Below are 23,909 nucleotides of genomic sequence, written 5' to 3'. Positions count from 1 at the left end.
TTGCATGTATTAGGCACGCCGCCAGCGTTCGTCCTGAGCCAGGATCAAACTCTCCAATAAGTTTGGATGTTAAAATCCATAATGCTCATATTCAAAACGCTATTTAAATAGCGAATTGACGTACTGGTTGTTTTGTTCAGTTTTCAAGGTTCGAACGACGTCGCTCTCAAAGCGACTTAATTATTATATCAAGCTATCAACTCAAAGTCAATAACTTTTTTAATTTGTTTTGTTCGCTCCTCAAAGCGACAATTAATAATATATCATGCTGAATAACTAATTTCAACAGGAAATTTTAAGTTTTAATAATTAATTTAAGCCGTCTCTTTCAACGGCTTTTTAAATATACCATGTGTATATAATAAATGCAATAAGATGGCCCGGATTTCGACACGGTAATTTATGGCAGCAGGATAAAGTGTATGGCGAATAAAGCAGCTACCCCTGAAACTCCTAAAAATCCGGAAATAGCAGTAGTAAATAAGTTAATAGGAATATGGAGTCCAAAGTTTGCGCCAAACACATTTATAAAAAACAATACTAATGCACCAATAAGTATTTTAACCATGCCCTGCGAAACAAACTTAAGAGCCTGTACCGGTAAGCCTTTAGCTAAAATTAAAATAATGACTGCCAGTATAAGGCCGATCACCATATATGAATTCATCATTTATTCCCCTTTCGCTTGTCCTTCTACTTATATATCTATGACAGCGAAGGAGAAATAGAACTAATGAATGCCTCTTATTTTTCGTTGTCTGGCCTCCCGCAAAAGGAAAAAATATTTTCCCTCTGTACAAGCCTGGTCTGCAAAAATACCATCATTCAAATCAACACTGTTTTTCATAAGGGCATTCATTCGATCCTTTTCCTTTTTCAGTTGATGTATCCTGTGAATCAGTTCCTCATCTATATCCTTCTTTTTTATTTTCCCTTTACCAAACATGGCAATTCACCTCATAGTTCCCTTCTGCCTTCTAAGGCTTTGGAAAGTGTCACTTCATCCGCATATTCCAGGTCTCCACCTACAGGAAGTCCGTGGGCAATACGTGTCGTTTTAATTCCAGCCGGTTTTACCAGTTTGGAAATATACATGGCTGTTGCTTCCCCTTCAATATTTGGATTGGTTGCCAAGATAAGCTCTTTAACCTCTTCATCCTTTAGTCGGTTAATAAGTGAAGCAACATTGATATCCTCAGGGCCAATGCCATCCATTGGGGATATAGCTCCGTGCAGAACGTGATACTTGCCGGTGAAATCCTTCATTTTTTCCATTGCAATCACATCTTTCGGGTCCTGCACCACACAAATGACCGATCCATCTCTCTCTTTATCCTGACAAATTGGACATGGGTCCTGATCTGTAATGTGACCACAGGTAGAGCAATGGGTAAGTTCACGCTTAGCATTCACCAGCGATTTAGCAAAATCCAATACGTCATCTTCATTCATATCTAAAACGAAAAAAGCCAGGCGAACCGCAGTTTTTGGCCCTATTCCTGGCAATTTAGTAAAGCTATCAATAAGCTTTGAAATTGGTTCTGGATAGTACATTAAAAATCCCCCTAGAATCCTGGGATATTCATACCTTTCGTGAATTGTCCCATGGTTGAATTCGTCTCATCCTCGATCTGCTTAATGACATCATTAACAGCAGCCAGCACTAGATCCTGCAGCATTTCCACATCATCCGGATCAACGGCCTCTTCGTTTATATCAATATCTGTAATCTCTTTTTTACCATTGGCTACAACCTTAACCATTCCACCACCAGAACTTGCCTCAAAGCTTTTCTCATGAAGCTCCTCCTGTGCCTGCATCATCTTCTTCTGCATTTTCTGCATCTGTTTCATCATATTGTTCATGTTTCCCATTCCGCCTTTCATCAAAATTCCTCCTTAGTTATCTTGTATTTCTAATAAATCATCGCCAACCAATTTTCTCGCTTCTGAAACGAGAGGATCTTCTTCAGCTTGCTCCTCCGTTTTTTCTCCTCCATCATCATCCTGATCGCGCTGTTTCTTTACATATTCTTCTCTTAATTCCTGCCAATCGGCTTCAGGAATCGGAATAATGGCCACTTGTTTTCCAAGAAAATTCGATAATTGTGCTTCGATGGTCTCCTGATTTTCCAGCATAAGTGAACAATGGATTTCATATTTAAAGGATAAAACCAGAGAATCATTGGATGCAGCTCTTGGTTTACTATTAATCAGCTTTGCATAAGCCGGCGGGCTGTCCTGTTTTAATGAATCCATAAATGTTGCCCAGTGATTCATAATATTTTTTAATTCAGCCTTGGAAGCATCATTTAATACATTTCTAATTCGGTCATATGGAATACGATATTTCCGCCCCGAGCTTGGACGTCTTTGCGAACGCCCTTCACTTGCCTTGGGTTTTTCAGACTGAGGTGAACCCCCCGACTGTTTTATCGTATTCAATTCCTTTTCAAGCTGCTCAAGCTTTTGCACCACTTGCGGAGAAACCTCTGTTTGTTTTGGATTCTGAGAAGAGGATGTATTGGCGATGTTTAGCATGGCAATTTCAATAAATACTTTCGGACTATTGGTCCACCGCATTTCCTGCTGACATTCATTTAATCGACGGATAGCGGATTGAATCCATTCTGAGTCAAGATCCTGGGTGAGAGTCGTAAACCGCTCGTCAGGAATCGCTCTCTCAAGAAAATCACTCATTTGATTTGATGACTGATATAACAAAACATCACGCAAATAATAGATAAGATCAAAAATGAGCCTTCCTGAATCTTTTCCTTCTTCTAAAAACTCATCGATCAGCTCTAAGGCATGCTTCACATCCTGATTATGAAGAGACTCCATCACTTCGCCCAGTTTATTTTGGGAAACCGATCCGGTAACAGCCAGTACATCTTCAACGGACACATGGTTTTCTTCACTATAGGAAATGGCCTGATCGAGTAGGCTTAAGGCATCTCTCATTCCACCTTCAGCAGCTAAAGCTACGGTTTGAAGTGCTTCATCATCAACTTCAATCTGTTCTGAGGCCATAATATCCTTAAGACGATTTACGATGGAAGATTGAGAAATCCGCTTAAAATCAAAGCGTTGGCATCTTGATATAATGGTTAAGGGAATTTTATGAGGCTCTGTTGTGGCTAAAATAAAAATCACATGCTGGGGAGGCTCCTCCAACGTTTTCAGTAGTGCATTAAAAGCTCCCGTGGAAAGCATATGAACCTCATCCACAATATACACCTTATACTTGATTGAGCTGGGTGCATACTTCACTTTATCCCGAATGTCCCGAATATCATCAACACCATTATTTGAGGCAGCATCAATTTCAATCACATCAGAAATCGTACCATCCTGTATTCCCCGGCACGCTGAACATTCGTTGCAGGGCTCTTTAACAGGAGAACGTTCACAGTTTACTGCTTTCGCAAAAATTTTCGCAGCACTTGTTTTCCCTGTTCCTCTTGGGCCGGAAAATAAATAAGCATGTGAAAATTTCTCCTTAAAAATTGCGTTTTGGAGTGTTCTGGTTATATGTGATTGTCCCACTACATCTTCAAATGTGGTGGGCCGCCATACCCTGTACAATGCCTGATAACTCATGGCCACGTTCTCCTTTGTGGTTTCTTTTCTCATTATAACCTATAGACATGTTGCATTCAAAAACATTATCGTGAATTTTTATCTGCCTATTATGCGCATTTATTTTATTAGCCTGTTCATCCAGTTGATCTCCATACTTTTCCGGACAATTAAAAAACTCACCCTTAAAAAGGATGAGTTTAATGTCTATGTAGCGCCGTGCACCTACCGTCGATGAAACATTCCTGAGCGTTACGTAAGCTCGTGGCTCGGCTCAGGCAACCCCGCGGCACACAAGAATGACCGCTTACTGCTGCTTCCTTCCGGATCTGACAGGGTTCACGGGTTCCTGTTGCGCGGGACCAAAGCGTCAACACCACTTACTTACGGCAGACCTCAAAAATGCTCACCTCGGATAGGGGTTCAGCCTCGCTATAGCGGATTGCGAGTAACAAGGCACCGCTACCTCCCCACCTAGCACGGCTAATCTGCTAACAATGAATATCTGCACATTACTGCGACCAGTCCATGGCCAGCTCGGCAGTTGGCTTGGATTGCTTCGTCCAATTGCGCCTCGCTTTCTTAATGTGCATAAACAAGTATATCGGGTTTTAATGGATTTTGCAATGATTTCGCCATTCCATTTTTTTCAATCCTGTCTTTTCCTTTCCCTTAAACCCTTAAAGAATTGCTTTAAAATAAGGGAGCACTCCTCTTGAAGCACTTCAGGAATCACTTCCGCCTGATGATTAAACCTTGAATCCTGGACCAGATTCACCAAGGAACCACAGCTGCCCGCCTTTGGATCATAGGCTCCAAATACAACGGTTGGTATTCTTGATTGCAGGATTGCTCCTGCACACATGGGGCAGGGTTCCAATGTAACATATAATAAACAGTCATCCAATCTCCAACTGTTTAAAACCTGATTGGCCTTTTCGATGGCTAAGAATTCCGCATGTCCTTTTGCCATCTGTGAAGTTTCTCTTAAATTACCGGCCCTTGCAATGATCTGATCATCCTTAACAATAACAGCCCCAATCGGCACCTCATCCGCTTGCTCAGCTTTAGCCGCTTCATTAAGCGCAATTCTCATATATTTTTCATGATCCATGAATGACCCCTTCTTTTTCCTGTATTTTTAGTATTAAATGATATTTTCCTGAATTTTTTTCACCATTATTATGCATGGCCATAGAATACTTAGTGTTTTATCCCATAAATATGTAAAAGAATATCTATGGAAGGAGGAGCCTTTATTGGTTATTTATGTAGTAAAGGCTGGTGAATCGCTATATGATATTGCACAAAGATATCAGGTCTCCACAGATGAGCTTATCGCCTTAAATCAGCTTGATCAGCCCAGTCAATTAGTTGTTGGGCAAGCACTTGTTGTTCCTGTTAACCAGTATACCGTACAACCCGGCGAATCACTCTATGTTATTGGTCAAAAATTTAATGTTCCGTATCAGCAGTTAGCTGAAGCAAATCAAATTTCACTAAATGATTCCTTGCAAATCGGTCAGACCCTTACTATTCCTCAGCCGGAAAAGGTGAGCAAGCAGTTCAATGCCTACGTTGAACCTACAGGAGGTGAAGTGAGTCAAACGTTAGAGCAGTCTGCAAGAACTAAGGCCCAGTATTTAACGTACTTAGCTCCTTTTAATTACAAGGTGAATCGTGACGGTTCATTAGTTCCCCCACCTTTAAATCAATTCCCGCAAATTGCAGCTAATAACAACGCTCTCTTAATGATGGTCGTGACAAACATTGAAGAAGGATCATTCAGTGACGAGCTCGGACGTATTATTGTTACCGATGAAAATTTTCAGGATCAGTTTTTAACCAATGTTATAGAAACAGCGAATCAGGTTGGATTTGGAGATATCCATTTTGATTTTGAATTTTTGCCTCCTGAAACCAGAGAAAATTATAACAACTTTTTACGAAAAGCAAAACAAAGGCTATCAGAGGCAGGATTAATGCTGTCAACGGCTTTAGCACCAAAGACATCAGCAGAGCAGGAAGGAGCCTGGTATACAGCTCACGATTACGCTGCTCATGGTGAAATTGTCGACTTCGTTGTACTTATGACCTATGAATGGGGATACAGCGGCGGCCCGCCAATGGCTGTTTCCCCTATTGGGCCTGTAAGGGATGTTGTTAATTTTGCCTTGTCCGTTATGCCTTCTGAAAAAATATTTCTTGGGCAAAATTTATATGGATATGACTGGACCCTTCCATATGAACCCGGCGGAGAATTTGCTGAGGCATTAAGTCCACAGGCCGCCATTCAGCGGGCCCGGGAAAACAATACAGAAATCCAATTTGACCAGGAAGCACAGGCACCCTTTTACTTTTATTATGATCAGGATGGAAATCGCCATGAGGTCTGGTTTGAAGATGCCCGGTCAATCCAGGCTAAATTTGATCTGGTAAAAGAACTGAATCTTAGAGGAGTGAGCTATTGGAAGCTTGGCCTCGCCTTTCCGCAAAACTGGATATTACTGGATCATCAATTTAATGTTGTGAAGGAAAGATAATTAACCAATTGCTGTCTCATTTCTGTTTGAGACAGCATTTTCATTAATCTCCTTCAGATTCGATGGTAAAAGTAAACATCGAGAATTCTGTATTCTGGTAGATGTCTGCCAGGCCATTTTCCTGAAAATCCTTTGTATTGAAACCTTTAAAAGGTACCCTCACCTGGAACGCCTCCTTAAAAGGAAAGGGCGCTACACCAATCGTATATGGATCCTTCCAGTTAGCTTGCATCCCTCCTGGTGCAAACGGAAAGGTTTGTCTGAATCCATTTTGAAACCAGGACACCTCCTCTTCTTTAGCCGCCCCTGGTTCATTCATACATAAATAAAGAGATAAGTCATCACAAAACTGAAGCCATTTAAAGTGACAATCCAATATTTCCTCATTTTGAAAGGCTGAATTTCGACTTTTCATTTGCTGGCGTCTGTCCATTTCCCGGGAAATAAATGATTTTATGACCGGATTTGTCGATTCCGATGAAAAAAACGACGAATAATGCAGGCTGCACAAAAGCCCGGCATATGCTGAATGATTCTGAACAAAATCAATTCCCTTTTCATAGCTGGCCAACTTAGCTGTTAGCGGATAATCTGTAAAAGAGTAAGGAGCATCGGTTTCATCATTCAAGCGTGGATGCTGATCAATTTCTTTCCATGCATAATCATGATAGGTAATGGCAAATTCCACATTAGACCTTAACTGAGATTCAGGAAATAAATCTGGATGAATGTATTTGGCCATTTCCCCGGAAACTTTTCCATGCTCATGCTGTTCCACCATCCGGATACTTTCCCCGGTAAATACAACAATCATCAGATAACCCTCCTTTCAGCCATCCTTTTATACCGTTATTCTATTACTTATCCTTCCAAAGCTGTTCCAATAAAATAATCATAACGGTTCCCATCAGCAATCCATTACTGACCAGATTTTGTGCAAATCCCGGTAACCCAACAAAGGCACTGGCCGGGATAAACATAAGCCCAATTCCGGTTAAAAAAGTAATCCCTAAAATGGTGAGCCTTCTCTGGTCCAGCTTCTCACTCACAATATTCCACAGTCCTATTCCCATAAGCTGAACAAAGGTAGCCAATAATGCAGCATTGGCAACAGGTGATGGAATTTTGGATAAAAAGGCAACAATTGGCGGGAAGAAAGCAATAAGCATGAGTAAAATGGCTGCATACATAAATGGACGTTTTCTTCTTTGACCGGTTAATTCCATAAATCCTGACGAAGATGCCAGTGTTACAACAGCTACACTGGAAAATAAAGCAGACAATCCCTGATTAATTCCCAGCGTATAGCTCCCCTTATTCATCTCCTCCGGTGTGAAAGAATTCTTTCCCTTCATTGTCTGATTAGCGGCTCCCAGTGAGGCGACTATATTCGATAACAAAATGATGGCTGTAATAAATGCAATAGGAATCATACTTATATCCCAAACCGGCAGGCCCCAGGCGAAAGCTTCCGGAATTTGAATAACAGGTAACGATGTATCCGCAGAGGCCTGTCCATGAACAATGGCATAAATCACCCACCCAAGACCGATGCCAATTAAAATCGCGTAGTTCTTTAAGGGGCCCTTCCCGAGAATGGAAAATAACAAAACAAAGAAAAACACGAAAAAGGAAATAAGGGTAGCATCCAATTGGGCTACGGAGCCTTTTTCGCCTATCCCCATCATTCCCTGTAAAAAGGTGCCGCTTAACTGAATGGTTAACATAAATAAAAAGGACCCTGTAACAAGTGGTGTAAAAATAGATAGCATTTTTTGCGATAAGTGAAACAGGCCAAAAATCACTAAAAAGAGACCGGTTAAAATCATAGCTGTCTGAAGGACCTGCAGCGTCTCTCCTAAACTTCTGCCACTTTCAACCGCAGTAGCCGCATAAACGGTAAATGTGCTGATCCATATTCCTGCCGGTCCGTCCACAATCGGTAATCGATGTCCAATCAAACCCTGAAGAAAACAGGCAATCCCTACCACAAAAAATGTCCGTTGCATTAAACCGGACACCTCGTGCAGGGACATATCATAGACAGATCCTATTACTATGGGCAGTGCAATAGAGCTTGCTAACAAAAAAATAAACCATTGCAAAGTTTCAAGTGTGGAGTTTTGTAAGTCTTTTACTGAATTCATGAAGGCCACTCCTTGTGCAGAAAATTCTATTTCCATCATACTAAAGTTTAGAACGATAGGAAATGGAGAGATGTCATAAAGATGTTAAAATGCCCGACTCTATAAGATATGAAAATCTCTTATAATCATGATATAGAAATTAAGGAGGGTTTTCATGGAAGATACGCGCAGGGAAAACCTGAAAACTATTCTGAAGGAAGCTTTAAAGCCTATTCATGATAGACTGGATCAAATTGAAGAAAGACTGGAACGGCTTGAAAAATAAAAGATAGGGATCAGCCTTTGACCCCTATCTTTCCTATTCTTATTCCTCTAACGTTGATGTATCTCCTGTAGGAAGCCCAAGCTCCCAGGATTTTAGCAGGCGACGCATAATTTTACCGCTTCGAGTTTTCGGAATGGTATCCCGGATTTCAATTTCTCTTGGAGCAGCATGGGCACTTAAACCGGTTTTAACAAATTTGCGAATATCCTCAAGTAAATCATCGGATTCCTGATGACCCTCACGAAGCGTTACAAATGCCTTAATAATTTCACCGCGCTCCGGATCCGGCTTACCAATAACTCCCGCCTCGGCAACAGCAGGATGCTCGATTAATTTACTTTCTACTTCAAATGGTCCTACACGCTCACCGGATGTATTAATCACATCATCAAGACGTCCCTGGAACCAGAAGTAGCCATCTTCATCCATATAAGCACTGTCACCGGACACATACCAGTCACCGATGAAGTAGCTTTCATATTTTTCAGGACGCTTCCAGATCTGACGCATCATCGAAGGCCATCCCTTTTTAATGGCCAGGTTCCCCATCTGGTTAGGCGGAAGTTTATTACCTTCGTTGTCAATAATCGCAGCCTCAACACCAGGGATCGGCTTACCCATAGAGCCCGGTTTGATATCCATAACAGGATAATTACTAATTAATTGGGCTCCTGTTTCAGTCATCCACCAGTTATCATGAATCCGCTTATTAAAGGCATCCATTCCCCAGTGGATAACTTCAGGATTCAATGGTTCACCGACACTCAGGATATGACGTAAGGAGGATAGGTCAAACTTATTCGCCACCTCACTGCCGGCACTCAGGAATTTACGGAAGGCCGTTGGTGCGGAATACCATACAGTGACTTTATATTTTTCTATTGTGCCATACCAGTCTTCAGGGCTGAATCGTCCCCCACGCACAACATTGGTTACCCCATTTAGCCACGGGGCAAATACTCCATAGCTTGTTCCGGTTACCCAGCCTGGATCAGCTGTGCACCAATAGACATCATCCTCTTTTAAATCCAGTACCCATTGTCCTGTAGCCAGGTGCTGAATCATTGCATTATGCACATGGTAAACACCCTTTGGTTTACCTGTAGATCCTGATGTATAGTGGATGACCATTCCATCTTCCAAATCTACCCATTCAATATCAAAGGATTCAGAGGCATTCTTCATTTCCTCTTCAAAGCTGATATACTGACTTCCATCCTCCATGCCGCCCACTAACACAATCTGTTTCAAATGAGGAAGTTTATCCTGTGGAACACGGCCCAGTAATTCAGGAGTTGTAATTAACATCTTTGCTTCACTATCCTCCAGGCGATCATGCACAGCCTGTTCCATAAATGCTTCAAATAAAGGGCCGGCAATGGCACCAACCTTTAAAATACCTAAAAAACTCATATAGAACTCAGGGCTTCTCGGCATGAAAAGAAATACACGATCGCCTTTTTCAATCTGATGCTTCCTTAATACATTCGCGAATTGATTACTCTTTTTCTTCAACTCATCAAAAGTTAAGGACTCTTCACGATCAGGTGCAGAATATAATAATGCTGCCTGATCCTTTTTATCAGGATTCTCCGCATGACGGTCAACGGCTTCATAGGCCATATTGACTTTTCCGGTTGAATTCCAGGAAAAATACCTCTTCATTTCGCTCCAGTCAAAGCTGTTATACACCTTCTCATAATCCTGTAAATTATGATTTCCTTCTCTGGCAGGTATTGGATTCATATTCATACGTTTCTCCACCCCTTTGAAATCGTTTTCATATTGCTTTTACAATTACTACAAACCTATGCAATACCTAAACTATTTATTAAAAAAATTCCCCTTTGTCCTTTCTATTCTATCGAAAAATTCCAAATATTTAAAGTCCTATTTTATAGACAGGTTTTATATAGGAAAAATGTCCTCTCTTTTGTCCATTCTTAGCTTTGGATGTACCCATGTTTTTATAGGCCATCCGATTGCCTGATTGCAGACACCGTCATAGAAGCGGATATTTACTTACCTGAGACAAAAAAATGAGAGACAGATTAAATATCTGCCTCTCCGCTTACGGGTAAATCCTCATTTTTTGCAGGCTTGCTGCTGTTCACCTGTTTTTCGTTACTTTTATTATCCTGAGTGCTTTCGGTACTTTGCATATCTTGAGGGGGGATGCTGCTGCTTCCTTTCTTCCCACGATCACGATCAATGTTAGCATTCTTTTTATTGGAGAATAGCTTTATACCCTTTTTTAAGCCTGTTAATAGAGAAGTATTCTTTTGGCTGGGTTTTTCTCGTGAATATTTGTATCCGGCAACCATTCCAACTGCGTACAATGCGTATTGCAAGCCTTTCATAAAAATATCAAAGCTGAACCCTTTTGCTTCAAATGCAGCAAATCCAATACCCAGAACGATACCTGCAAGTGGAATATTCCGGTTACTGATTTTACTTGCCCTTCGGATTGCATATAAAAGGAAGGTTAATGCAACAACACCTGTAAACTCCATACTTAATAACTGTTCCAGAATCGTATCACACCTTTCCAGAAAAACAGTTATAGCCGGCCTTTATTAGTAGATGCAATACGTAGATCATGAGTGTTTACAGGCGCCTATTTTTATTCAATAATTCCTGTTCCTGTAATATCCGCATTTACCCGAACGTTGATTCCTGCTTCTGGATATAACGACTTCCACGCCTTCCATTTTTCATTTTCAGTGCCGGACCGAGTGGCACGATACCTTAAACCAAACCCAACCGGATCCATTTTCGTTTCCTGAAATTTTGCCAGCAACTTATTTATATCCTTTGTTAACACTTTTTCTGCAAGTTTATTGTATTTGTCCAGTTTTCCTTCCTTAAGCTCAACCTTACTCTCCTCAATAACACCAGATATGTCTACGATAACCTCTATGGAAATCTTTTGGTTTTGCTTTTGTTTAATCTGATATTCGGTATTTAATGAATCGACAGCCAGCATAAAAAATTCATCTTTGGCATTCACCTTTATACTTTCCTTGTCATAGCCCTTTTTCAGCATATTAAACAGCTTCGTCTCCTTTTTAGTTAGGTGAAGAGGATCAACGCCTTGTTTAAAAACGGACATTGTGGTTATCGAAAAGTTATCCTTCTCTGCCTGTACAATCGGGAGATAGCCATCGATTCCTCTTTCCTCCAAATCGCGGCGCAGGTTATAGAGAAACTTCGTAGTGACATAGGGAGATTCAGTCCCGGCTTCGTCAAAAAACATAAACAGCTTATTTGAGGGCAGACGTTCTCCTTTTGGTTCGATACTTAAGATTGTTTTTGCATCCGGCTTTCCGATGGTGATGAGTGCAATCTGCTGAATATCCCGTCTTCTGGTAAACCAATCCATAGTTTTGCCGATATCCTTACTTAAAACCTTTTCCCCCAGCACAATAACCTTCATGTGACCAAAATCAAGCTCATTACTCACCTTGGCCTTAATCAATTGTATCGCCTCAGCAATCGTACTTCCTTTTGAACTTAAAAGCTCAAATTGATCCCCTAATTCTTCTGATCCTGAACTGGGAAACGCCACCTTTAAAGTAACTTCATAGCCCTCCTGATTCTGTTCAGTTTTATCTATACCAATTCCGACCACAAATGCGCGCTTATCAATATCTTTGAAACCGCAGCCTGTTAAAAGAACCATAACAAAAACAAATAAGCCACTAAGCCTGCAGAGGTTCTTCATTTCTGCTTAGACCTCCTCACTGCATAGAACAAGACCGCACACGAAAATGCGCCCGCAAACAATAATAGAGAAAAAAACATTTTTGCCAGTTCATAAACCTGAACTTGACTAAGAAAAAAGTAACCCAGAATGGTAGCCAGCGAAAAAAGGATAGCCATCATGACCGGCACAATTTTTACTTCCTTCCATTTTATCTCCGGAAGGACACTTCTGACATGCTCCATTGCAATGTGACAGGTAATGGTTGCACTTATCATGGAAATGCCTATATAAAGTAAAAGAAAAATATAGAGTACCCTTTCAATAAAGCCAAATTCCATTCTTAAGGCATCAGCCGTTGAAAACCAGGGATAAATATAATTCTCTGCTCCATCAATGCCATTCATGCCAATTGGGACTAAAAGGGAGGTGAAGATATTAATGGTTCCGGCAATTCCAATCAGCACAATTCGCCAAACTCCCATTCCTTCTACTCTATTTTTCAGCACTCGATTATAAATAGATATAAAATAAAAGCCCACCAATGAATAAGCACCAGCTCCAATACTAGTATTGGAAGGGGGTTCAATCGTATGTGTAAAAACAATCCGGATGGCATCCCAGCTTATGTGTTCATTCAAAAATGCTTTTAAAAAGATCCCAGTAATGAGCGGGAGGCTAATAATCATAATAATTTCAAGCGCATATAAGGTTTTTTCTGTCTTCATCAGAGCCCCCAGGCAAATAATGGACAAAAAGAGAACCGATATATACAATGCAGGCATTTCCGGATTAATAAATCTCTTGGTAATATCAATAAAGGATAAAAGAACAAACCAAGTCCCGAGGAAATACAAAATTCCAATAAAAAATAAATAACCGGATGCAAACCATTTTGGCGTATATTTTTTAATGATTTCAGGCTGCCCCTGACCGGGGAATTTAAGCATGGAATTTGTATAGACAAGACAATAAATCAGGGTAATAATAATGGCAATCATTAAAGAAGTCACCACACCATTGACCCGTTCTTCAATTAAAATCCTGGGCACCAGGGCTACAACATTCGCAAGCATATTCAGAATAACTAAATAGTAAAAGTAGCGACTCACCGAATCCCTTCTTCCCTATATATGTTGCTTTTGACGACTCGTAAACAGTTTTAAATAGGGCTTTCCGAAGCTGTCTAAATAAACAAGGTAATAAATAAGACCAACCGTTCCCAGCACAAGACCAATCAATCCTGATAAAGTCGTAATCAGTAACAGGAGATATTTCATAACTCTCATCGCAAAGCTCATTTCATTAATCGGAATAATGAAATTGGATATAGCAACGGCGGCCACAATGATAATCATGATGTTTGAAACCAGTCCGGCGTCGGTTGCCGCCTGTCCTAAAATTAAACCACCAACCGTAGTTGCGGTAGGACCGATCGTTTTAGGAAGACGAATCGATGCCTCTACAAGCATTTCCATCATAATTAACATAAATAACACTTCGAGGTATGAAGGGTACGGAACCGGCATACGACTGCCAGCGATGGAAAAAGCGAGTTGAATCCGCAGTACTTCGGGGTTATACGAAATAATGCCTACGTATGCAGATGGAAGAAAGAGACTGATAAATAAACCGACATATCGCAATATAATGAGAAATTTAGACACCCAATAAGGCTGATAAAAATCCTCCATTGAACTCATGAAATCATAAAAGACCGTGGGACCAATCAAAACAAACGGGATTCCTTCAATCATAATAATGACCTTTCCCTGCGATAAATTATAAGCGATCCGATCAGGTCTCTCGGTTACCAGTAGTGTAGGGAACATGCGCCTTTTCCTATTGGTCAGTGCTCTGTGCAATTCTCCGGCAGACTGTACAATCGGTCGGTTCGCTTGATCCAGTCTTTTCTTTACCTGATCCACTATTTTTGGCTCTGCCTCTTTTTCGTCATAAAGAATACAAACCTGAATATTTGACTTACTGCCAATATCAGGTGCCTTTTCAACCCTTAAGCTTTTTTTATGGTAGCGGTGCCGAATAAGGTTAAGATTGGTATAAATATTTTCACTTAAGGCCTTCTGCGGTCCTAAAATCGTCGTTTCCACACTCGCATCCAGCACCTGTGAGTTTTCCTGATGAATGAATCCAACGATATATACTTGATCCTTAATAAAAATCACGACAGAGCCATGAAGCATTTCTTTAACCGTATCCTGTTCATCTTTAAATTCCTTGAAATTCGGCAGTGATTTTAAATAGGACTCATATCTTGTTACATCATTTATTTCAAAAAAGGGCTTAAAAAATTGTTCATGAATGTTGGCATTGTCAATGACTGTCTGAATATACACCAGTTCAATCTCCTGGTCATTTTCCAGCGACAACGTTCTGAACTGAGCATCCTCCGTTGCTTTAAACTGCTTTTCAAGTACCGGCTTAACCCGCTCCACTTCACTTTTCTTAAACGAAAACATGTATATAAACCCCTTTGACTCAATAACTCATCGCAGTTTATAGTTTCTGCCGGGAAATAAAGATTATACCTCGGGACTGTCCCGCACCACTTTAAAGCACTAAACCATCACAATAAAAAAAGCTGATTGCAGGTCCCCACCGAATAGGTGCGTTGTGCAATCAGCTTTTTCATCTATTTACTTATGCAGTGCTTCCAATGCTTCATATACATAAGTGACCTCATGTGCAGCATAGGCTTTCACTTCTTCATCGGCCTGACTCATCACATAGCTATGAGGTGTTAATTGAAACATGGAAATGTCGTTATAGGAGTCGCCAATGCACATAATTTCCTCAGGAAGTAAGTGATAAGCATCCATAATGGCTTTTACACCTTTTCCCTTATTAATCGCTTTTGGCATAATATCCAGACACTCCGGATCGGAAATAAACGAATCCGCAATAAATGAAAATTGTTCTTCAATCTTTGCCTGAATTCGCTTCAACCATTCTGTATGGTCACTGTTTACCGATATTTTTGACACCTCAAGGCCTTTTTGAATACGATCTGTAAGGTTTGTATCCAGTTCAATCGGGAAAAATAAGCGACTCATATCTACAGATTTTAGCCGGGTTGCATCATTTACAAATCCCTGATTCTCTGAAAAAATCGTCAAAGGAGCATATATGGAATTCAAAAATTGATAAAGGGCTAACACATCGTTCTTGGAAAACACCTGACCGTAAATCCGTTCCTCATCCTTTGAGTAGACAAAGGAGCCATTTTGACTGATGCGGTGACCGGTTGCACCAATCATTCCCATCACTTCTTTAATTTCCACATCCATCCGTCCACTGGCGACACTAAATTCAGTACCATTGCCGACAGCATGCAGAATGGCTTCCTTATCCCGTTCGAGAAGTCCTTTATGATAGCTTAGCAGTGTCCCGTCTAAATCACTGACGATTAGTTTGATCATAGTTGCTTACCTCCTGAATTTCTGTCTCTAATTTGAATCTTACAGGAGATTTACAAGAAAATCTATTATATATAACAAAAAAGAAGCCCAGTACAGATGTACCAGGCTTTCTTTAAAAACTTTCTCTATTAAACGGCCCCGGCAGGATTCGAACCTGCGACGCACGGTTTAGGAAACCGACGCTCTATCCCCTGAGCTACGGAGCCAAAGTGAAAACATTATTTATTATACAAAATAATACTCCAATTGAAAAGGGATAGGATTGATCTAAAAAGCAGGGTCCACTTAAAAACATTCTGATGACAGTCTGAATCATCTCCCTTTGGTGTGGGCCTGGAGCATAAGCAGTTGTACTCGCGCATGAGACTTTTACTGCTCCATACTTACTTCTGCCCAGGCCCTGACATAACCTCTAAACCCGCTGATAAGGTCTTCCCAGCTCTATTGAACGCTCTTTTGCATTTTTCACACATTCCATCAAGGCTTCCTGATACTTGTATTTTTTCAGGGTTTCGAGTCCTGCCTGCGTGGTTCCGCCTGGGCTGGTGATATTTTGACGGAGCTCTTCAGGACTTGATTCCGTATTTTTCAGCATTTCAGCTGCTCCTACTAGAGTTTGCACAATTAACTCCTTTGAAATATCCTCTTTCAGGCCTGATTCCTTTGCGGCTGCTTCCATCGCCTCTACTAAATAATAAATGTACGCCGGACCGCTTCCGGATAAACCTGTGACTACATGCAAGTCATCCTCATCTACAACCGTCGTCGTACCTATGGTTTGAAACAGCTCCTGAACCATATCCATTTGAGCAGCATTTGCATAGGTTCCGGCTGCAATGGCTGTCGCAGAAAAACCAATGGATGCTGATGTGTTCGGCATGGCACGAATCACCGAAACCTCTTTCCCTAATTCTGATTCTATATAAGAAGTTGAAATTCCGGCTAATACAGATACAACCATCTGATCCTCTGAAACGAATTCTCTTATCGATTCAATGGCATCCGTAACATCCTTTGGTTTCATAGCAAGGATGACCATATCCGCATCTGCCACAACTTCCCTTTTTTCGCTTAAAGTTTTTACCCCATAGGTCGATTTCATATGTTTTAAGCGTTCCTGATCCTCTTTATTGGTCACATAAACCTGCTCCGGACGAATGACCTGCTTATTCAGAATTCCGGATAGTATCGACTCGGCCATGGCACCTGCACCTACAAAAGCAATTTTATTAACCATCTTTTTTCCTCCTAAAATTGTTTATATCCAAAACAAACAAAGTTCAACATTCCATCATTTAAAAAACCCACTCCATCCTTACGTTAAGGACGGAATGGGCTGACTCCGCGGTACCACCTTGAATTGACATCTGAAAAAAAGGGAAACGTTTAGACAAAGATTTCCGTTTTAAAGATGTCCTCTCCAGCCTGTAACGCTAGGCTTGCGATCAAGGTTTATCGCCCTGATAGCTCCCAGGTAGGTTTCGATAATCTCCAGGTGATGGAATCTTTCAGCCGGTGAATTCCAATCTCTTTTCACCCGAGCCATTATCTACTGGCCTGTTCACAGCTTATCATTATTCAGTATATTTTATAGTATTATGCAAGGAATGTGTGAAAATGTCAAGAACAAAAAGCGGAAATGGCCTGTTCTCCCCTTCCTGCAGCAGCACAAATATCGATTTAAAATCCTGCATAAATTGCATTTTTATTCTTATGTCACGACCGGTGTATCTATGATAAAATATAATCTGTCTATTTTTGTAGAAACATGGACACTGAGCGATGTAGTTGAAGGGAGCGAAACCATGGGACAAATACCTTTTATTGCTGTTGAAGGTCCAATTGGAGTCGGAAAAACCTCTTTGGCAAAAAAGATCAATGCCCATTTTCAATTTCACTTATTAAAGGAAATTGTAGAGGAGAATCCATTTCTCGGGAAATTTTACGATAACATTGAGGAGTGGAGCTTTCAAACCGAGATGTTCTTCCTGTGCAATCGGTATAAGCAGCTGGAGGATATTGATCGAAAATACTTGAAGCAGGGCAAGCCTGTTGTATCCGATTATCATATTTCCAAGAATATGATTTTTGCAAAACGTACACTTAAAGACCACCAGTATGATAAATACAATCAGATTTTCCATATTTTAACTGATGATATGCCAAGGCCTAATATTATGATATATTTACATGCAAGCTTAGATACTTTTTTAGAGCGAATCCGTAAACGGGGGCGTTCTTTGGAACAAAATATACAAGCATCTTATTTAGAACAGTTATCTCATGATTATGAAGTATTTATGAATCAGTTTGAAACGGAAAACCCGGAAATTCCAGTGGTCCGCTTTAATGGTGATGAGCTGGATTTTGTAAATAGACAGGAAGACTTGGAATACGTCCTGAAAAAGGTGGAAAAGTCATTAAAAGAGGGGGAAGCCGTGTTATGACGAACGGAAATCATCGCCTGAATATCCCTAACGATTCAGTCATCACCATCGCAGGAACGGTAGGGGTCGGAAAGTCAACGATGACAAATGCATTAGCCAATGCTTTAAACTTTAAAACGTCCTTTGAAAAGGTCGATGCCAATCCCTATTTGGATAAGTTTTATGATGACTTTGAACGCTGGAGCTTTCACTTACAAATTTACTTCTTAGCCGAGCGCTTTAAGGAACAAAAAAAGATCTTTGAATATGGCGGCGGATTTGTTCAGGACCGCTCCATTTATGAAGATACCGGAATTTTTGCCAAGATGCATTATGAAAAAGGCACGATGTCGGAAACAGACTATCAGACCTATAAAAGTTTATTTGATTCTATGGTGATGACCCCATACTTTCCTCATCCGGATCTGCTCATTTATTTAGAGGGATCCTTTGATCATATTTTGGATCGAATTCAAAAACGTGGTCGTCCTATGGAACAGCAGACCCCTGTGGATTATTGGAAGGAAATGTACGACCGTTATCAGGCCTGGATTAATGACTTCAATGCCTGCCCGGTGATGCGAATTAACATTGCTGATTACGATATTATTAATGATCAAACGTCCATTGAGCCGATCTTGGAGCGAATCGGACATTTCATCCAGCATTCCCGTAAATACACTGGTAGTGGTGCCTGTCACCACCCGAATTTTGTCGAATAATCTATATACGTTATATACGTTAATTAATCCGCTTATCTAAAAGATTAAGCGGATTTTTTTACAATTATATAATAAAAAAAAAATCGTTACCCAAAGTAACGATTTCCTTGTTTCCGTTATATCTCCAATATTTATACGCTGATTTTATGGCGGAGGAGGAGGGATTCGAACCCCCGCGGGCTTTGACACCCCTGTCGGTTTTCAAGACCGATCCCTTCAGCCGGACTTGGGTACTCCTCCTTAATGACACTATGATAATATATCATACCCTTTTTTATTCTGCAAGGGGGAAAGAGAAGTTTTATTTTTCATACAATTTATGAGGGTTTTGTAAAAGGGAAGAGTCTATACTCCAACTCCCGAAAGAATGCTCTAATAGCCCAAATCATAAGCCCCATGAACCATTTCATCCATAGGGCTGCTTGCAGAATACTTGCTTTACCTGTACAGATTTCTTTTATTCCGCTTTAATATATTCACGGTTGCCCATATAAGGACGTAATGGCTCAGGGATTAAGATGGAGCCATCCTCCTGCTGATAATTCTCGATAATGGCTGCCATCGTACGGCCAACTGCCAATCCGGATCCGTTTAATGTATGAACAAATTCCGGCTTACCCTTTTGTCCACGGCGGAAACGTATTCTAGCGCGGCGGGCCTGAAAATCCTCAAAATTCGAGCAGGAAGAAATTTCACGGTACGTATCAGAGCTTGGCATCCATACTTCAATGTCGTACTTTTTCGCAGCTGTGAAACCTAAGTCGCCGGTACACATGTTCATCACGCGGTATGGAAGCTTTAATAACTGAAGTACCTTCTCTGCATGCCCGGTTAACTCTTCCAGCACCTCATAGGATTCCTCTGGTTTAGCAAGATGAACCAGCTCAATTTTATTAAACTGATGCCTACGGATTAACCCTCTGGTATCACGACCGGCTGAGCCTGCTTCTGAACGGAAATTGGCACTATAAGCGGCAAACTTCTTTGGCAGGTCCTCTTCACTTAAGATTTCATCCCGGTGATAATTCGTTACGGGCACTTCTGCTGTTGGAATTAAGTAATAACCATCCCAATCAGCTATTTTAAATAAATCCTCTTCAAATTTTGGCAGTTGTCCTGTTCCTAATAAACTGTCCCGATTGACCATATATGGAGGCATAGCTTCCAAATAGCCGTGCTCATCCACATGGAGGTTCATCATAAAGTTAATTAACGCACGTTCCAGTCTGGCCCCTAATCCTTTATAAAAGGCAAAACGGCTGCCTGTAATCTTTGCTGCCCGTTCAAAATCGATCATATTTAAATCAACAGCCAAATCCCAATGCGGTTTTGCCTCAAATCCGAATTGAGGAACCTCTCCCCAGGTACGGACCTCAACATTATCATCCTCATCCTCACCGATGGGTACACTTTCATGCGGAATATTTGGAATCGACATTAGCAGAGTGTCCAGGTTTTCTTCCACATCTTTCAGTTCCTGATCCAGCTCTTTAATTTTGCCTCCCACTTCTCGCATTTCCTTAATCATGGGTTCTGCGTCTTTTTTCTCTTTCTTTAGTTCGGAAATCTGTTTAGAAACATCATTTCGCTTCGCCTTTAGTTCTTCACTCTCACGGATTAATTCTCTGCGCTTTTCATCCCATTCACCGAATTTATCCAGATCGGTTAAATCCTCTCCGCGATGAGCAAGTTTTTCTTTTACTTCATCATAATGATCTCGTAAATATTTTAAGTCTAACATGATAACTTCCTCCTTCATTTTCTATTTCTTATAACTGCGCATATTGAAAAACACAAAATCTCATAAACCTTATCCTTTAATCCGGGAAAACTTATGATCCTATCCTGCACAACAAAAAACTCCCATCCCTTAACATTAAGGGACGAGAGTTTGTTTACGTTTCCCGCGATACCACCCTAGTTGAGGGCATACGACCCTCCAGCTTGGTTTCTGATAACGGTGTTTCACCGGGTATACTTACTTAAAGTTTCCGTATACCTGCTCGAGGATGGATTCACAACAGGCTTATACCGGTTCACAGCGGCCACCGGTTCTCTGAGATAAGCCCTATTGCTACTTGTTCCTCTCATCGCTTTTGCAAATATATCGATATTCCAGTTGCTTTATAATATACCTTGTTTAGGATAAAGATGCAAGTTTTTCTGTTGCTTCCTTAACCATCCCGACAAAATGCTCTGTAAGACGATGATCATCGGTTAGCTCAGGATGAAAAGCACAAGTTAAATAGTGATCCTGCCTGGCCGCCACAATTTTACCATCATAGGTTGCAAGAGCTTCCGCATTTTCTCCTGTCTCCAGAATATAGGGTGCCCGAATAAACACAGCATTAAACGAGTCTGCTATCCCTCTTAGTTCAATTTCCGCCTCAAAGCTTTCTCTTTGCCGTCCAAAAGCATTACGGGCGACCTTCATATCCATAAGCTGTAAATGAGCATCCTCCTGTCCAGCGATATCGCCAGCCAGCAAAATCATTCCTGCACACGTCCCAAACATCGGTTTTCCTGATTCACCAAAGCTGCGCAGCGCATCAAAGAAATGATATTTATCTATGAGACGCCTCATGGTTGTGCTTTCACCGCCGGGCAAAATAAGGCCATCCAGCTCTTTTAACTGATCCACACGCTTAATAACAGCTGCTTCAGCACCACAGGCCTCTATTGAACGGACATGCTCCTGTACAGCGCCTTGTAATCCCAGTACACCTATTTTTACCATGATGGATGACTCCTTTACTAGTTACTCACTGCGATCCTGCATGCGATCGGCTTCTGTCAGCGTAGACATTTCTCTTCCCTTCATCGCTGTACCAAGATCCTTTGAAAGCTGTCCAATTAATTCATAGTCTTCGTAATGAGTGGTAGCTTCCACGATTGAACGGGCAAATTTCTCCGGATTATCGGATTTAAAGATACCGGAGCCTACGAATACACCATCTGCTCCCAGCTGCATCATAAGAGCAGCGTCAGCAGGTGTAGCAATACCGCCAGCTGCAAAATTTACAACAGGTAAACGGCCCTCTGTTTTAATTTCCTTAAGAATTTCATAAGGAGACCCTGTTTCTTTTGCATAAACCATGAGCTCGTCCTCTGATAAACCGGAAATTTCACGGATCTGGGACTGAACCTTACGCATATGACGAACCGCTTCCACAATATTACCTGTACCAGGCTCTCCTTTAGTCCGCAGCATGGAAGCTCCTTCGCCAATACGACGCACAGCCTCTCCAATATCACGGCAGCCACATACAAACGGAACTGTATAATCTTTTTTATGGATATGATAGACTTCATCAGCAGGCGTCAGCACTTCACTTTCATCAATATAGTCAACGCCCAGAGCTTCAAGCACTCTTGCTTCAACAATATGGCCAATTCGTGCCTTTGCCATAACCGGAATGGAAACAGCATTCATAACTTCTTCGACGATTGTTGGATCAGCCATTCTTGCCACTCCACCAGCTGCACGAATATCAGCTGGTACACGTTCAAGGGCCATTACCGCAACGGCTCCCGCTTCTTCAGCGATTTTAGCCTGTTCGGCGTTAACGACATCCATGATGACGCCGCCCTTTTGCATTTCCGCCATTCCCCGTTTCACACGATCAGTACCTGTTTTGGACATGGTGTTTTCCCCCCTGAATATAATGAATACTTTCTTCTTAGTTCTATTTTAACGGAAAATCCCTAGTAATCCAATTTGTTTTAAAATAAACCTTTGAACCAATCAGCAATTCCGCCAAATACATCTGAGAAAAAGTCACCAATGGCTCGGAAAGTGAGAGTAAACCAGTTGGCTTTCTCCACAGAATCCTGAGTAACCAGTTGAACATTGGCATCTTGGCCGATGTCTTCAGTTATATATCCAAAAAGCTCTTCACCTGTATACTTTATTTGTGCGGTTCCAACAGCTTCTCCCTTCTTAAGAGGGGCTGTTAATTCGCCATCTTCATTAAGTTTGGATTTATCAAGGGTAAATTCAATTTCATAAGGTTTTTCTTCGCCGGAAGGGACAACCCCACGAATCGCCTGATCCGTAGCAATTTCCACCGATTGTTCCTTCCCTTTATTGACCTCGAGTGTTGAATCGTCTTTCTTTTGATAATCAGCAGGGTAAATTTCTGCTGTCTTTGTCTGGTTAAACCCATAGTCAAGCAGCTTTCTTGTTTCTTCAAATCGTGCTTCCTCAGAATCTGTTCGCATAACGACAGAAATCAGTCGGCGGTTATTCCGTTCAGCAGTACCTGTAAAGCAGTAGCCTGCTTCATCTGTCCATCCCGTCTTCATTCCATCCAGGCCTTCATAGCCAAATGGAGCAAGCTGTCCCGGCATTCCAGGCAGCATCCAGTTCCAGTTTGTGAACGATTCTTTATCTAATTTAGCCTCTGTAATACTTGAATAATCAAGGGCTTGAGGGTAGTCATTAATTAAATGATAGGCCAGTAAGGCTGCTGATCTGGCTGATAAATAGTTATCTGCATCAGCGCTCGTGCCTTCCGGGTAATATTCTCCTAAATCACTATTCCCTAAACCTGTAGAATTCACAAACTCAGCTTCTGGTAATCCCATCTCCTGAGCCTTCTGATTCATCATTTTTACAAATTCACCTTCAGAACCTGCGACCAATTCGGCCAGTGCAACGGTTGTCGCATTATCTGAGTTAACCGCCATCGCTGTGTAAAGCTCTTCTACGGTATATTCTTTATTTTGACGCAAACCAATTCCTGAAAATGCATTATCTGAAGAAAGCCAATAGGCATAATCAGAAATCGTTGTCGTTGTATCCCAGCTAATATCTCCATTTTCTATGGCCTCTAGTACCAGGTATTCCGTCATCATTTTGGTCATACTGGCTGGAGGCAAAGCTAAATCGGCTTCTTTTTCGTATAAAATCTGGCCTGTTTCTGCATCCACTAAAATAGCTGATTTTGCTTCAATATTGTTGGGTTGTGCATGGGTTGAAATCGGTGCTGGAATGATTGCAACCATTGTTATAAGAATGGCAGTCATCACCATTCCCAAAGCTTTTACTGACTTTTTCATTAAACTAACCTCCACCATTTT

22 protein-coding genes, 2 tRNA genes, 1 rRNA gene, 1 other RNA gene and 2 other annotated features are annotated in these 23,909 nt (G+C 41.2%); of the genes, 3 read left to right on the top strand and 23 right to left on the bottom strand.

The features are described from left to right. The 8 genes from ABD006_RS16425 to tadA all read right to left on the bottom strand — a co-directional run. A 16S ribosomal RNA gene (locus tag ABD006_RS16425) occupies positions 1 to 60 on the bottom strand; the annotation flags it as partial. 340 nt (positions 61 to 400) lie between these two features. Continuing rightward, complete coding sequence (locus ABD006_RS16420; RefSeq protein WP_343843414.1) at positions 401 to 667, bottom strand: pro-sigmaK processing inhibitor BofA family protein; 267 nt, start codon at positions 665 to 667, stop codon at positions 401 to 403. Positions 668 to 730: 63 nt separating this feature from the next. Continuing rightward, the gene (locus ABD006_RS16415) at positions 731 to 946 is read right to left on the bottom strand and encodes a YaaL family protein (RefSeq protein ID WP_343843411.1); all 216 of its coding nucleotides are present in this window, start codon (positions 944 to 946) and stop codon (positions 731 to 733) included. A gap of 11 nt (positions 947 to 957) precedes the next feature. Next, on the bottom strand, positions 958 to 1,554 hold the full coding sequence (recR, locus tag ABD006_RS16410) for a recombination mediator RecR (protein WP_343843408.1): 597 nt from the start codon (positions 1,552 to 1,554) through the stop codon (positions 958 to 960). Between the two features lie 11 nt (positions 1,555 to 1,565). Beyond that, on the bottom strand, positions 1,566 to 1,886 hold the full coding sequence (locus ABD006_RS16405; protein WP_343843405.1) for a YbaB/EbfC family nucleoid-associated protein: 321 nt from the start codon (positions 1,884 to 1,886) through the stop codon (positions 1,566 to 1,568). 12 nt (positions 1,887 to 1,898) lie between these two features. After that, entirely contained in the window at positions 1,899 to 3,602 is a 1,704-nt protein-coding gene (dnaX, locus tag ABD006_RS16400) for a DNA polymerase III subunit gamma/tau (protein WP_343843403.1), read from the bottom strand. Between the two features lie 196 nt (positions 3,603 to 3,798). Beyond that, an RNA gene (gene ffs / locus ABD006_RS16395) (signal recognition particle sRNA large type) lies at positions 3,799 to 4,064 on the bottom strand. Positions 4,065 to 4,230: 166 nt separating this feature from the next. Continuing rightward, a complete protein-coding gene (gene tadA / locus ABD006_RS16390) occupies positions 4,231 to 4,695 on the bottom strand; it encodes a tRNA adenosine(34) deaminase TadA (RefSeq protein ID WP_343843400.1) in 465 nt (154 codons plus the stop codon). 145 nt (positions 4,696 to 4,840) lie between these two features. Between tadA and ABD006_RS16385 the strand changes: the two genes are divergently transcribed. After that, positions 4,841 to 6,124 (top strand): glycoside hydrolase family 18 protein, encoded by a 1,284-nt coding sequence (locus tag ABD006_RS16385; RefSeq protein WP_343843397.1) that lies wholly within the window; start codon positions 4,841 to 4,843, stop codon positions 6,122 to 6,124. A 43-nt stretch (positions 6,125 to 6,167) separates the two neighbouring features. On the opposite strand, the gene ABD006_RS16380 is transcribed toward ABD006_RS16385, so the two are convergent. The 10 genes from ABD006_RS16380 to proC form a co-directional block, all read right to left on the bottom strand. After that, positions 6,168 to 6,938 carry a DUF3891 family protein gene (locus ABD006_RS16380; RefSeq protein WP_343843394.1) on the bottom strand — a complete coding sequence of 257 codons (771 nt, stop codon included), beginning with the start codon at positions 6,936 to 6,938 and terminating at the stop codon, positions 6,168 to 6,170. 43 nt (positions 6,939 to 6,981) lie between these two features. Then, entirely contained in the window at positions 6,982 to 8,271 is a 1,290-nt protein-coding gene (locus ABD006_RS16375; protein WP_343843391.1) for a purine/pyrimidine permease, read from the bottom strand. Positions 8,272 to 8,575: 304 nt separating this feature from the next. Beyond that, a complete protein-coding gene (gene acsA, locus ABD006_RS16370) occupies positions 8,576 to 10,288 on the bottom strand; it encodes an acetate--CoA ligase (RefSeq protein WP_343843389.1) in 1,713 nt (570 codons plus the stop codon). 299 nt (positions 10,289 to 10,587) lie between these two features. Further along, the gene (locus tag ABD006_RS16365) at positions 10,588 to 11,049 is read right to left on the bottom strand and encodes a hypothetical protein (RefSeq protein ID WP_343843386.1); all 462 of its coding nucleotides are present in this window, start codon (positions 11,047 to 11,049) and stop codon (positions 10,588 to 10,590) included. 110 nt (positions 11,050 to 11,159) lie between these two features. Next, the gene (locus ABD006_RS16360) at positions 11,160 to 12,260 is read right to left on the bottom strand and encodes a Ger(x)C family spore germination protein (RefSeq protein ID WP_343843383.1); all 1,101 of its coding nucleotides are present in this window, start codon (positions 12,258 to 12,260) and stop codon (positions 11,160 to 11,162) included. Next, positions 12,257 to 13,351 (bottom strand): GerAB/ArcD/ProY family transporter, encoded by a 1,095-nt coding sequence (locus ABD006_RS16355; RefSeq protein ID WP_343843380.1) that lies wholly within the window; start codon positions 13,349 to 13,351, stop codon positions 12,257 to 12,259. Before ABD006_RS16355 ends, ABD006_RS16360 begins: the two co-directional genes overlap by 4 nt. 15 nt (positions 13,352 to 13,366) lie before the next feature. Further along, the gene (locus ABD006_RS16350) at positions 13,367 to 14,719 is read right to left on the bottom strand and encodes a spore germination protein (RefSeq protein ID WP_343843377.1); all 1,353 of its coding nucleotides are present in this window, start codon (positions 14,717 to 14,719) and stop codon (positions 13,367 to 13,369) included. 177 nt (positions 14,720 to 14,896) lie between these two features. After that, positions 14,897 to 15,679 (bottom strand): HAD family hydrolase, encoded by a 783-nt coding sequence (locus ABD006_RS16345; RefSeq protein ID WP_343843374.1) that lies wholly within the window; start codon positions 15,677 to 15,679, stop codon positions 14,897 to 14,899. A 133-nt stretch (positions 15,680 to 15,812) separates the two neighbouring features. Continuing rightward, a tRNA-Arg gene (locus ABD006_RS16340) sits at positions 15,813 to 15,885 on the bottom strand. A 206-nt stretch (positions 15,886 to 16,091) separates the two neighbouring features. Next, the gene (gene proC, locus ABD006_RS16335) at positions 16,092 to 16,916 is read right to left on the bottom strand and encodes a pyrroline-5-carboxylate reductase (RefSeq protein WP_343843372.1); all 825 of its coding nucleotides are present in this window, start codon (positions 16,914 to 16,916) and stop codon (positions 16,092 to 16,094) included. A gap of 82 nt (positions 16,917 to 16,998) precedes the next feature. Next, positions 16,999 to 17,253, bottom strand: a binding site (T-box leader). Between the two features lie 231 nt (positions 17,254 to 17,484). On the opposite strand from proC, the gene ABD006_RS16330 reads away from it, so the two are divergent. Together ABD006_RS16330 and ABD006_RS16325 are read left to right on the top strand one after the other, a co-directional pair. After that, positions 17,485 to 18,126: a deoxynucleoside kinase gene (locus ABD006_RS16330; RefSeq protein ID WP_343843370.1), complete on the top strand. Its 642-nt coding sequence runs from the start codon at positions 17,485 to 17,487 to the stop codon at positions 18,124 to 18,126. After that, on the top strand, positions 18,123 to 18,827 hold the full coding sequence (locus tag ABD006_RS16325) for a deoxynucleoside kinase (protein WP_343843367.1): 705 nt from the start codon (positions 18,123 to 18,125) through the stop codon (positions 18,825 to 18,827). The genes ABD006_RS16330 and ABD006_RS16325 overlap by 4 nt, the downstream gene beginning before the upstream one ends. Positions 18,828 to 18,974: 147 nt before the next feature. Here the strand turns inward: ABD006_RS16325 and ABD006_RS16320 are convergent. The 5 genes from ABD006_RS16320 to ABD006_RS16300 all read right to left on the bottom strand — a co-directional run bounded on the left by ABD006_RS16320 (position 18,975) and on the right by ABD006_RS16300 (position 23,888). After that, positions 18,975 to 19,067 (bottom strand) — tRNA-Ser (locus ABD006_RS16320). A gap of 217 nt (positions 19,068 to 19,284) precedes the next feature. Further along, positions 19,285 to 20,568: a serine--tRNA ligase gene (gene serS, locus ABD006_RS16315; protein WP_343843364.1), complete on the bottom strand. Its 1,284-nt coding sequence runs from the start codon at positions 20,566 to 20,568 to the stop codon at positions 19,285 to 19,287. A 135-nt stretch (positions 20,569 to 20,703) separates the two neighbouring features. Continuing rightward, positions 20,704 to 20,927 (bottom strand) — a binding site (T-box leader). Positions 20,928 to 20,967: 40 nt separating this feature from the next. Next, the gene (gene pdxT / locus ABD006_RS16310) at positions 20,968 to 21,564 is read right to left on the bottom strand and encodes a pyridoxal 5'-phosphate synthase glutaminase subunit PdxT (RefSeq protein ID WP_343843361.1); all 597 of its coding nucleotides are present in this window, start codon (positions 21,562 to 21,564) and stop codon (positions 20,968 to 20,970) included. 21 nt (positions 21,565 to 21,585) lie between these two features. Continuing rightward, entirely contained in the window at positions 21,586 to 22,470 is an 885-nt protein-coding gene (gene pdxS, locus ABD006_RS16305; protein WP_343843359.1) for a pyridoxal 5'-phosphate synthase lyase subunit PdxS, read from the bottom strand. An 80-nt stretch (positions 22,471 to 22,550) separates the two neighbouring features. Continuing rightward, positions 22,551 to 23,888, bottom strand: a complete 1,338-nt coding sequence (locus tag ABD006_RS16300; protein WP_343843357.1) for a D-alanyl-D-alanine carboxypeptidase family protein — start codon at positions 23,886 to 23,888, stop codon at positions 22,551 to 22,553. Positions 23,889 to 23,909: the final 21 nt, after the last annotated feature.

The sequence above is a fragment of the Salinibacillus aidingensis genome, assembly GCF_039522525.1.
Taxonomy (GTDB): Bacteria; Bacillota; Bacilli; order Bacillales; family Alkalibacillaceae; genus Salinibacillus; species Salinibacillus aidingensis.
This window is presented reverse-complemented; position numbering and strand designations above follow the sequence as displayed.

Bases quoted from the DNA above. Each gene is read 5' to 3' on its own strand.
- ABD006_RS16380 (WP_343843394.1), bottom strand. From the start codon at position 6,938: ATGATTGTTGTATTTACCGGGGAAAGTATCCGGATGGTGGAACAGCAT.
- ABD006_RS16360 (WP_343843383.1), bottom strand. From the start codon at position 12,260: ATGAAGAACCTCTGCAGGCTTAGTGGCTTATTTGTTTTTGTTATGGTT.
- pdxT (WP_343843361.1), bottom strand. From the start codon at position 21,564: ATGGTAAAAATAGGTGTACTGGGATTACAAGGCGCTGTACAGGAGCAT.
- ABD006_RS16345 (WP_343843374.1), bottom strand. From the start codon at position 15,679: ATGATCAAACTAATCGTCAGTGATTTAGACGGGACACTGCTAAGCTAT.
- ABD006_RS16330 (WP_343843370.1), top strand. From the start codon at position 17,485: ATGGGACAAATACCTTTTATTGCTGTTGAAGGTCCAATTGGAGTCGGA.
- ABD006_RS16375 (WP_343843391.1), bottom strand. From the start codon at position 8,271: ATGAATTCAGTAAAAGACTTACAAAACTCCACACTTGAAACTTTGCAA.
- proC (WP_343843372.1), bottom strand. From the start codon at position 16,916: ATGGTTAATAAAATTGCTTTTGTAGGTGCAGGTGCCATGGCCGAGTCG.
- ABD006_RS16420 (WP_343843414.1), bottom strand. From the start codon at position 667: ATGAATTCATATATGGTGATCGGCCTTATACTGGCAGTCATTATTTTA.
- ABD006_RS16415 (WP_343843411.1), bottom strand. From the start codon at position 946: ATGTTTGGTAAAGGGAAAATAAAAAAGAAGGATATAGATGAGGAACTG.
- tadA (WP_343843400.1), bottom strand. From the start codon at position 4,695: ATGGATCATGAAAAATATATGAGAATTGCGCTTAATGAAGCGGCTAAA.
- dnaX (WP_343843403.1), bottom strand. From the start codon at position 3,602: ATGAGTTATCAGGCATTGTACAGGGTATGGCGGCCCACCACATTTGAA.
- ABD006_RS16325 (WP_343843367.1), top strand. From the start codon at position 18,123: ATGACGAACGGAAATCATCGCCTGAATATCCCTAACGATTCAGTCATC.
- ABD006_RS16350 (WP_343843377.1), bottom strand. From the start codon at position 14,719: ATGTTTTCGTTTAAGAAAAGTGAAGTGGAGCGGGTTAAGCCGGTACTT.
- serS (WP_343843364.1), bottom strand. From the start codon at position 20,568: ATGTTAGACTTAAAATATTTACGAGATCATTATGATGAAGTAAAAGAA.
- ABD006_RS16365 (WP_343843386.1), bottom strand. From the start codon at position 11,049: ATGGAGTTTACAGGTGTTGTTGCATTAACCTTCCTTTTATATGCAATC.
- ABD006_RS16405 (WP_343843405.1), bottom strand. From the start codon at position 1,886: ATGAAAGGCGGAATGGGAAACATGAACAATATGATGAAACAGATGCAG.
- pdxS (WP_343843359.1), bottom strand. From the start codon at position 22,470: ATGTCCAAAACAGGTACTGATCGTGTGAAACGGGGAATGGCGGAAATG.
- recR (WP_343843408.1), bottom strand. From the start codon at position 1,554: ATGTACTATCCAGAACCAATTTCAAAGCTTATTGATAGCTTTACTAAA.
- acsA (WP_343843389.1), bottom strand. From the start codon at position 10,288: ATGAATATGAATCCAATACCTGCCAGAGAAGGAAATCATAATTTACAG.
- ABD006_RS16300 (WP_343843357.1), bottom strand. From the start codon at position 23,888: ATGAAAAAGTCAGTAAAAGCTTTGGGAATGGTGATGACTGCCATTCTT.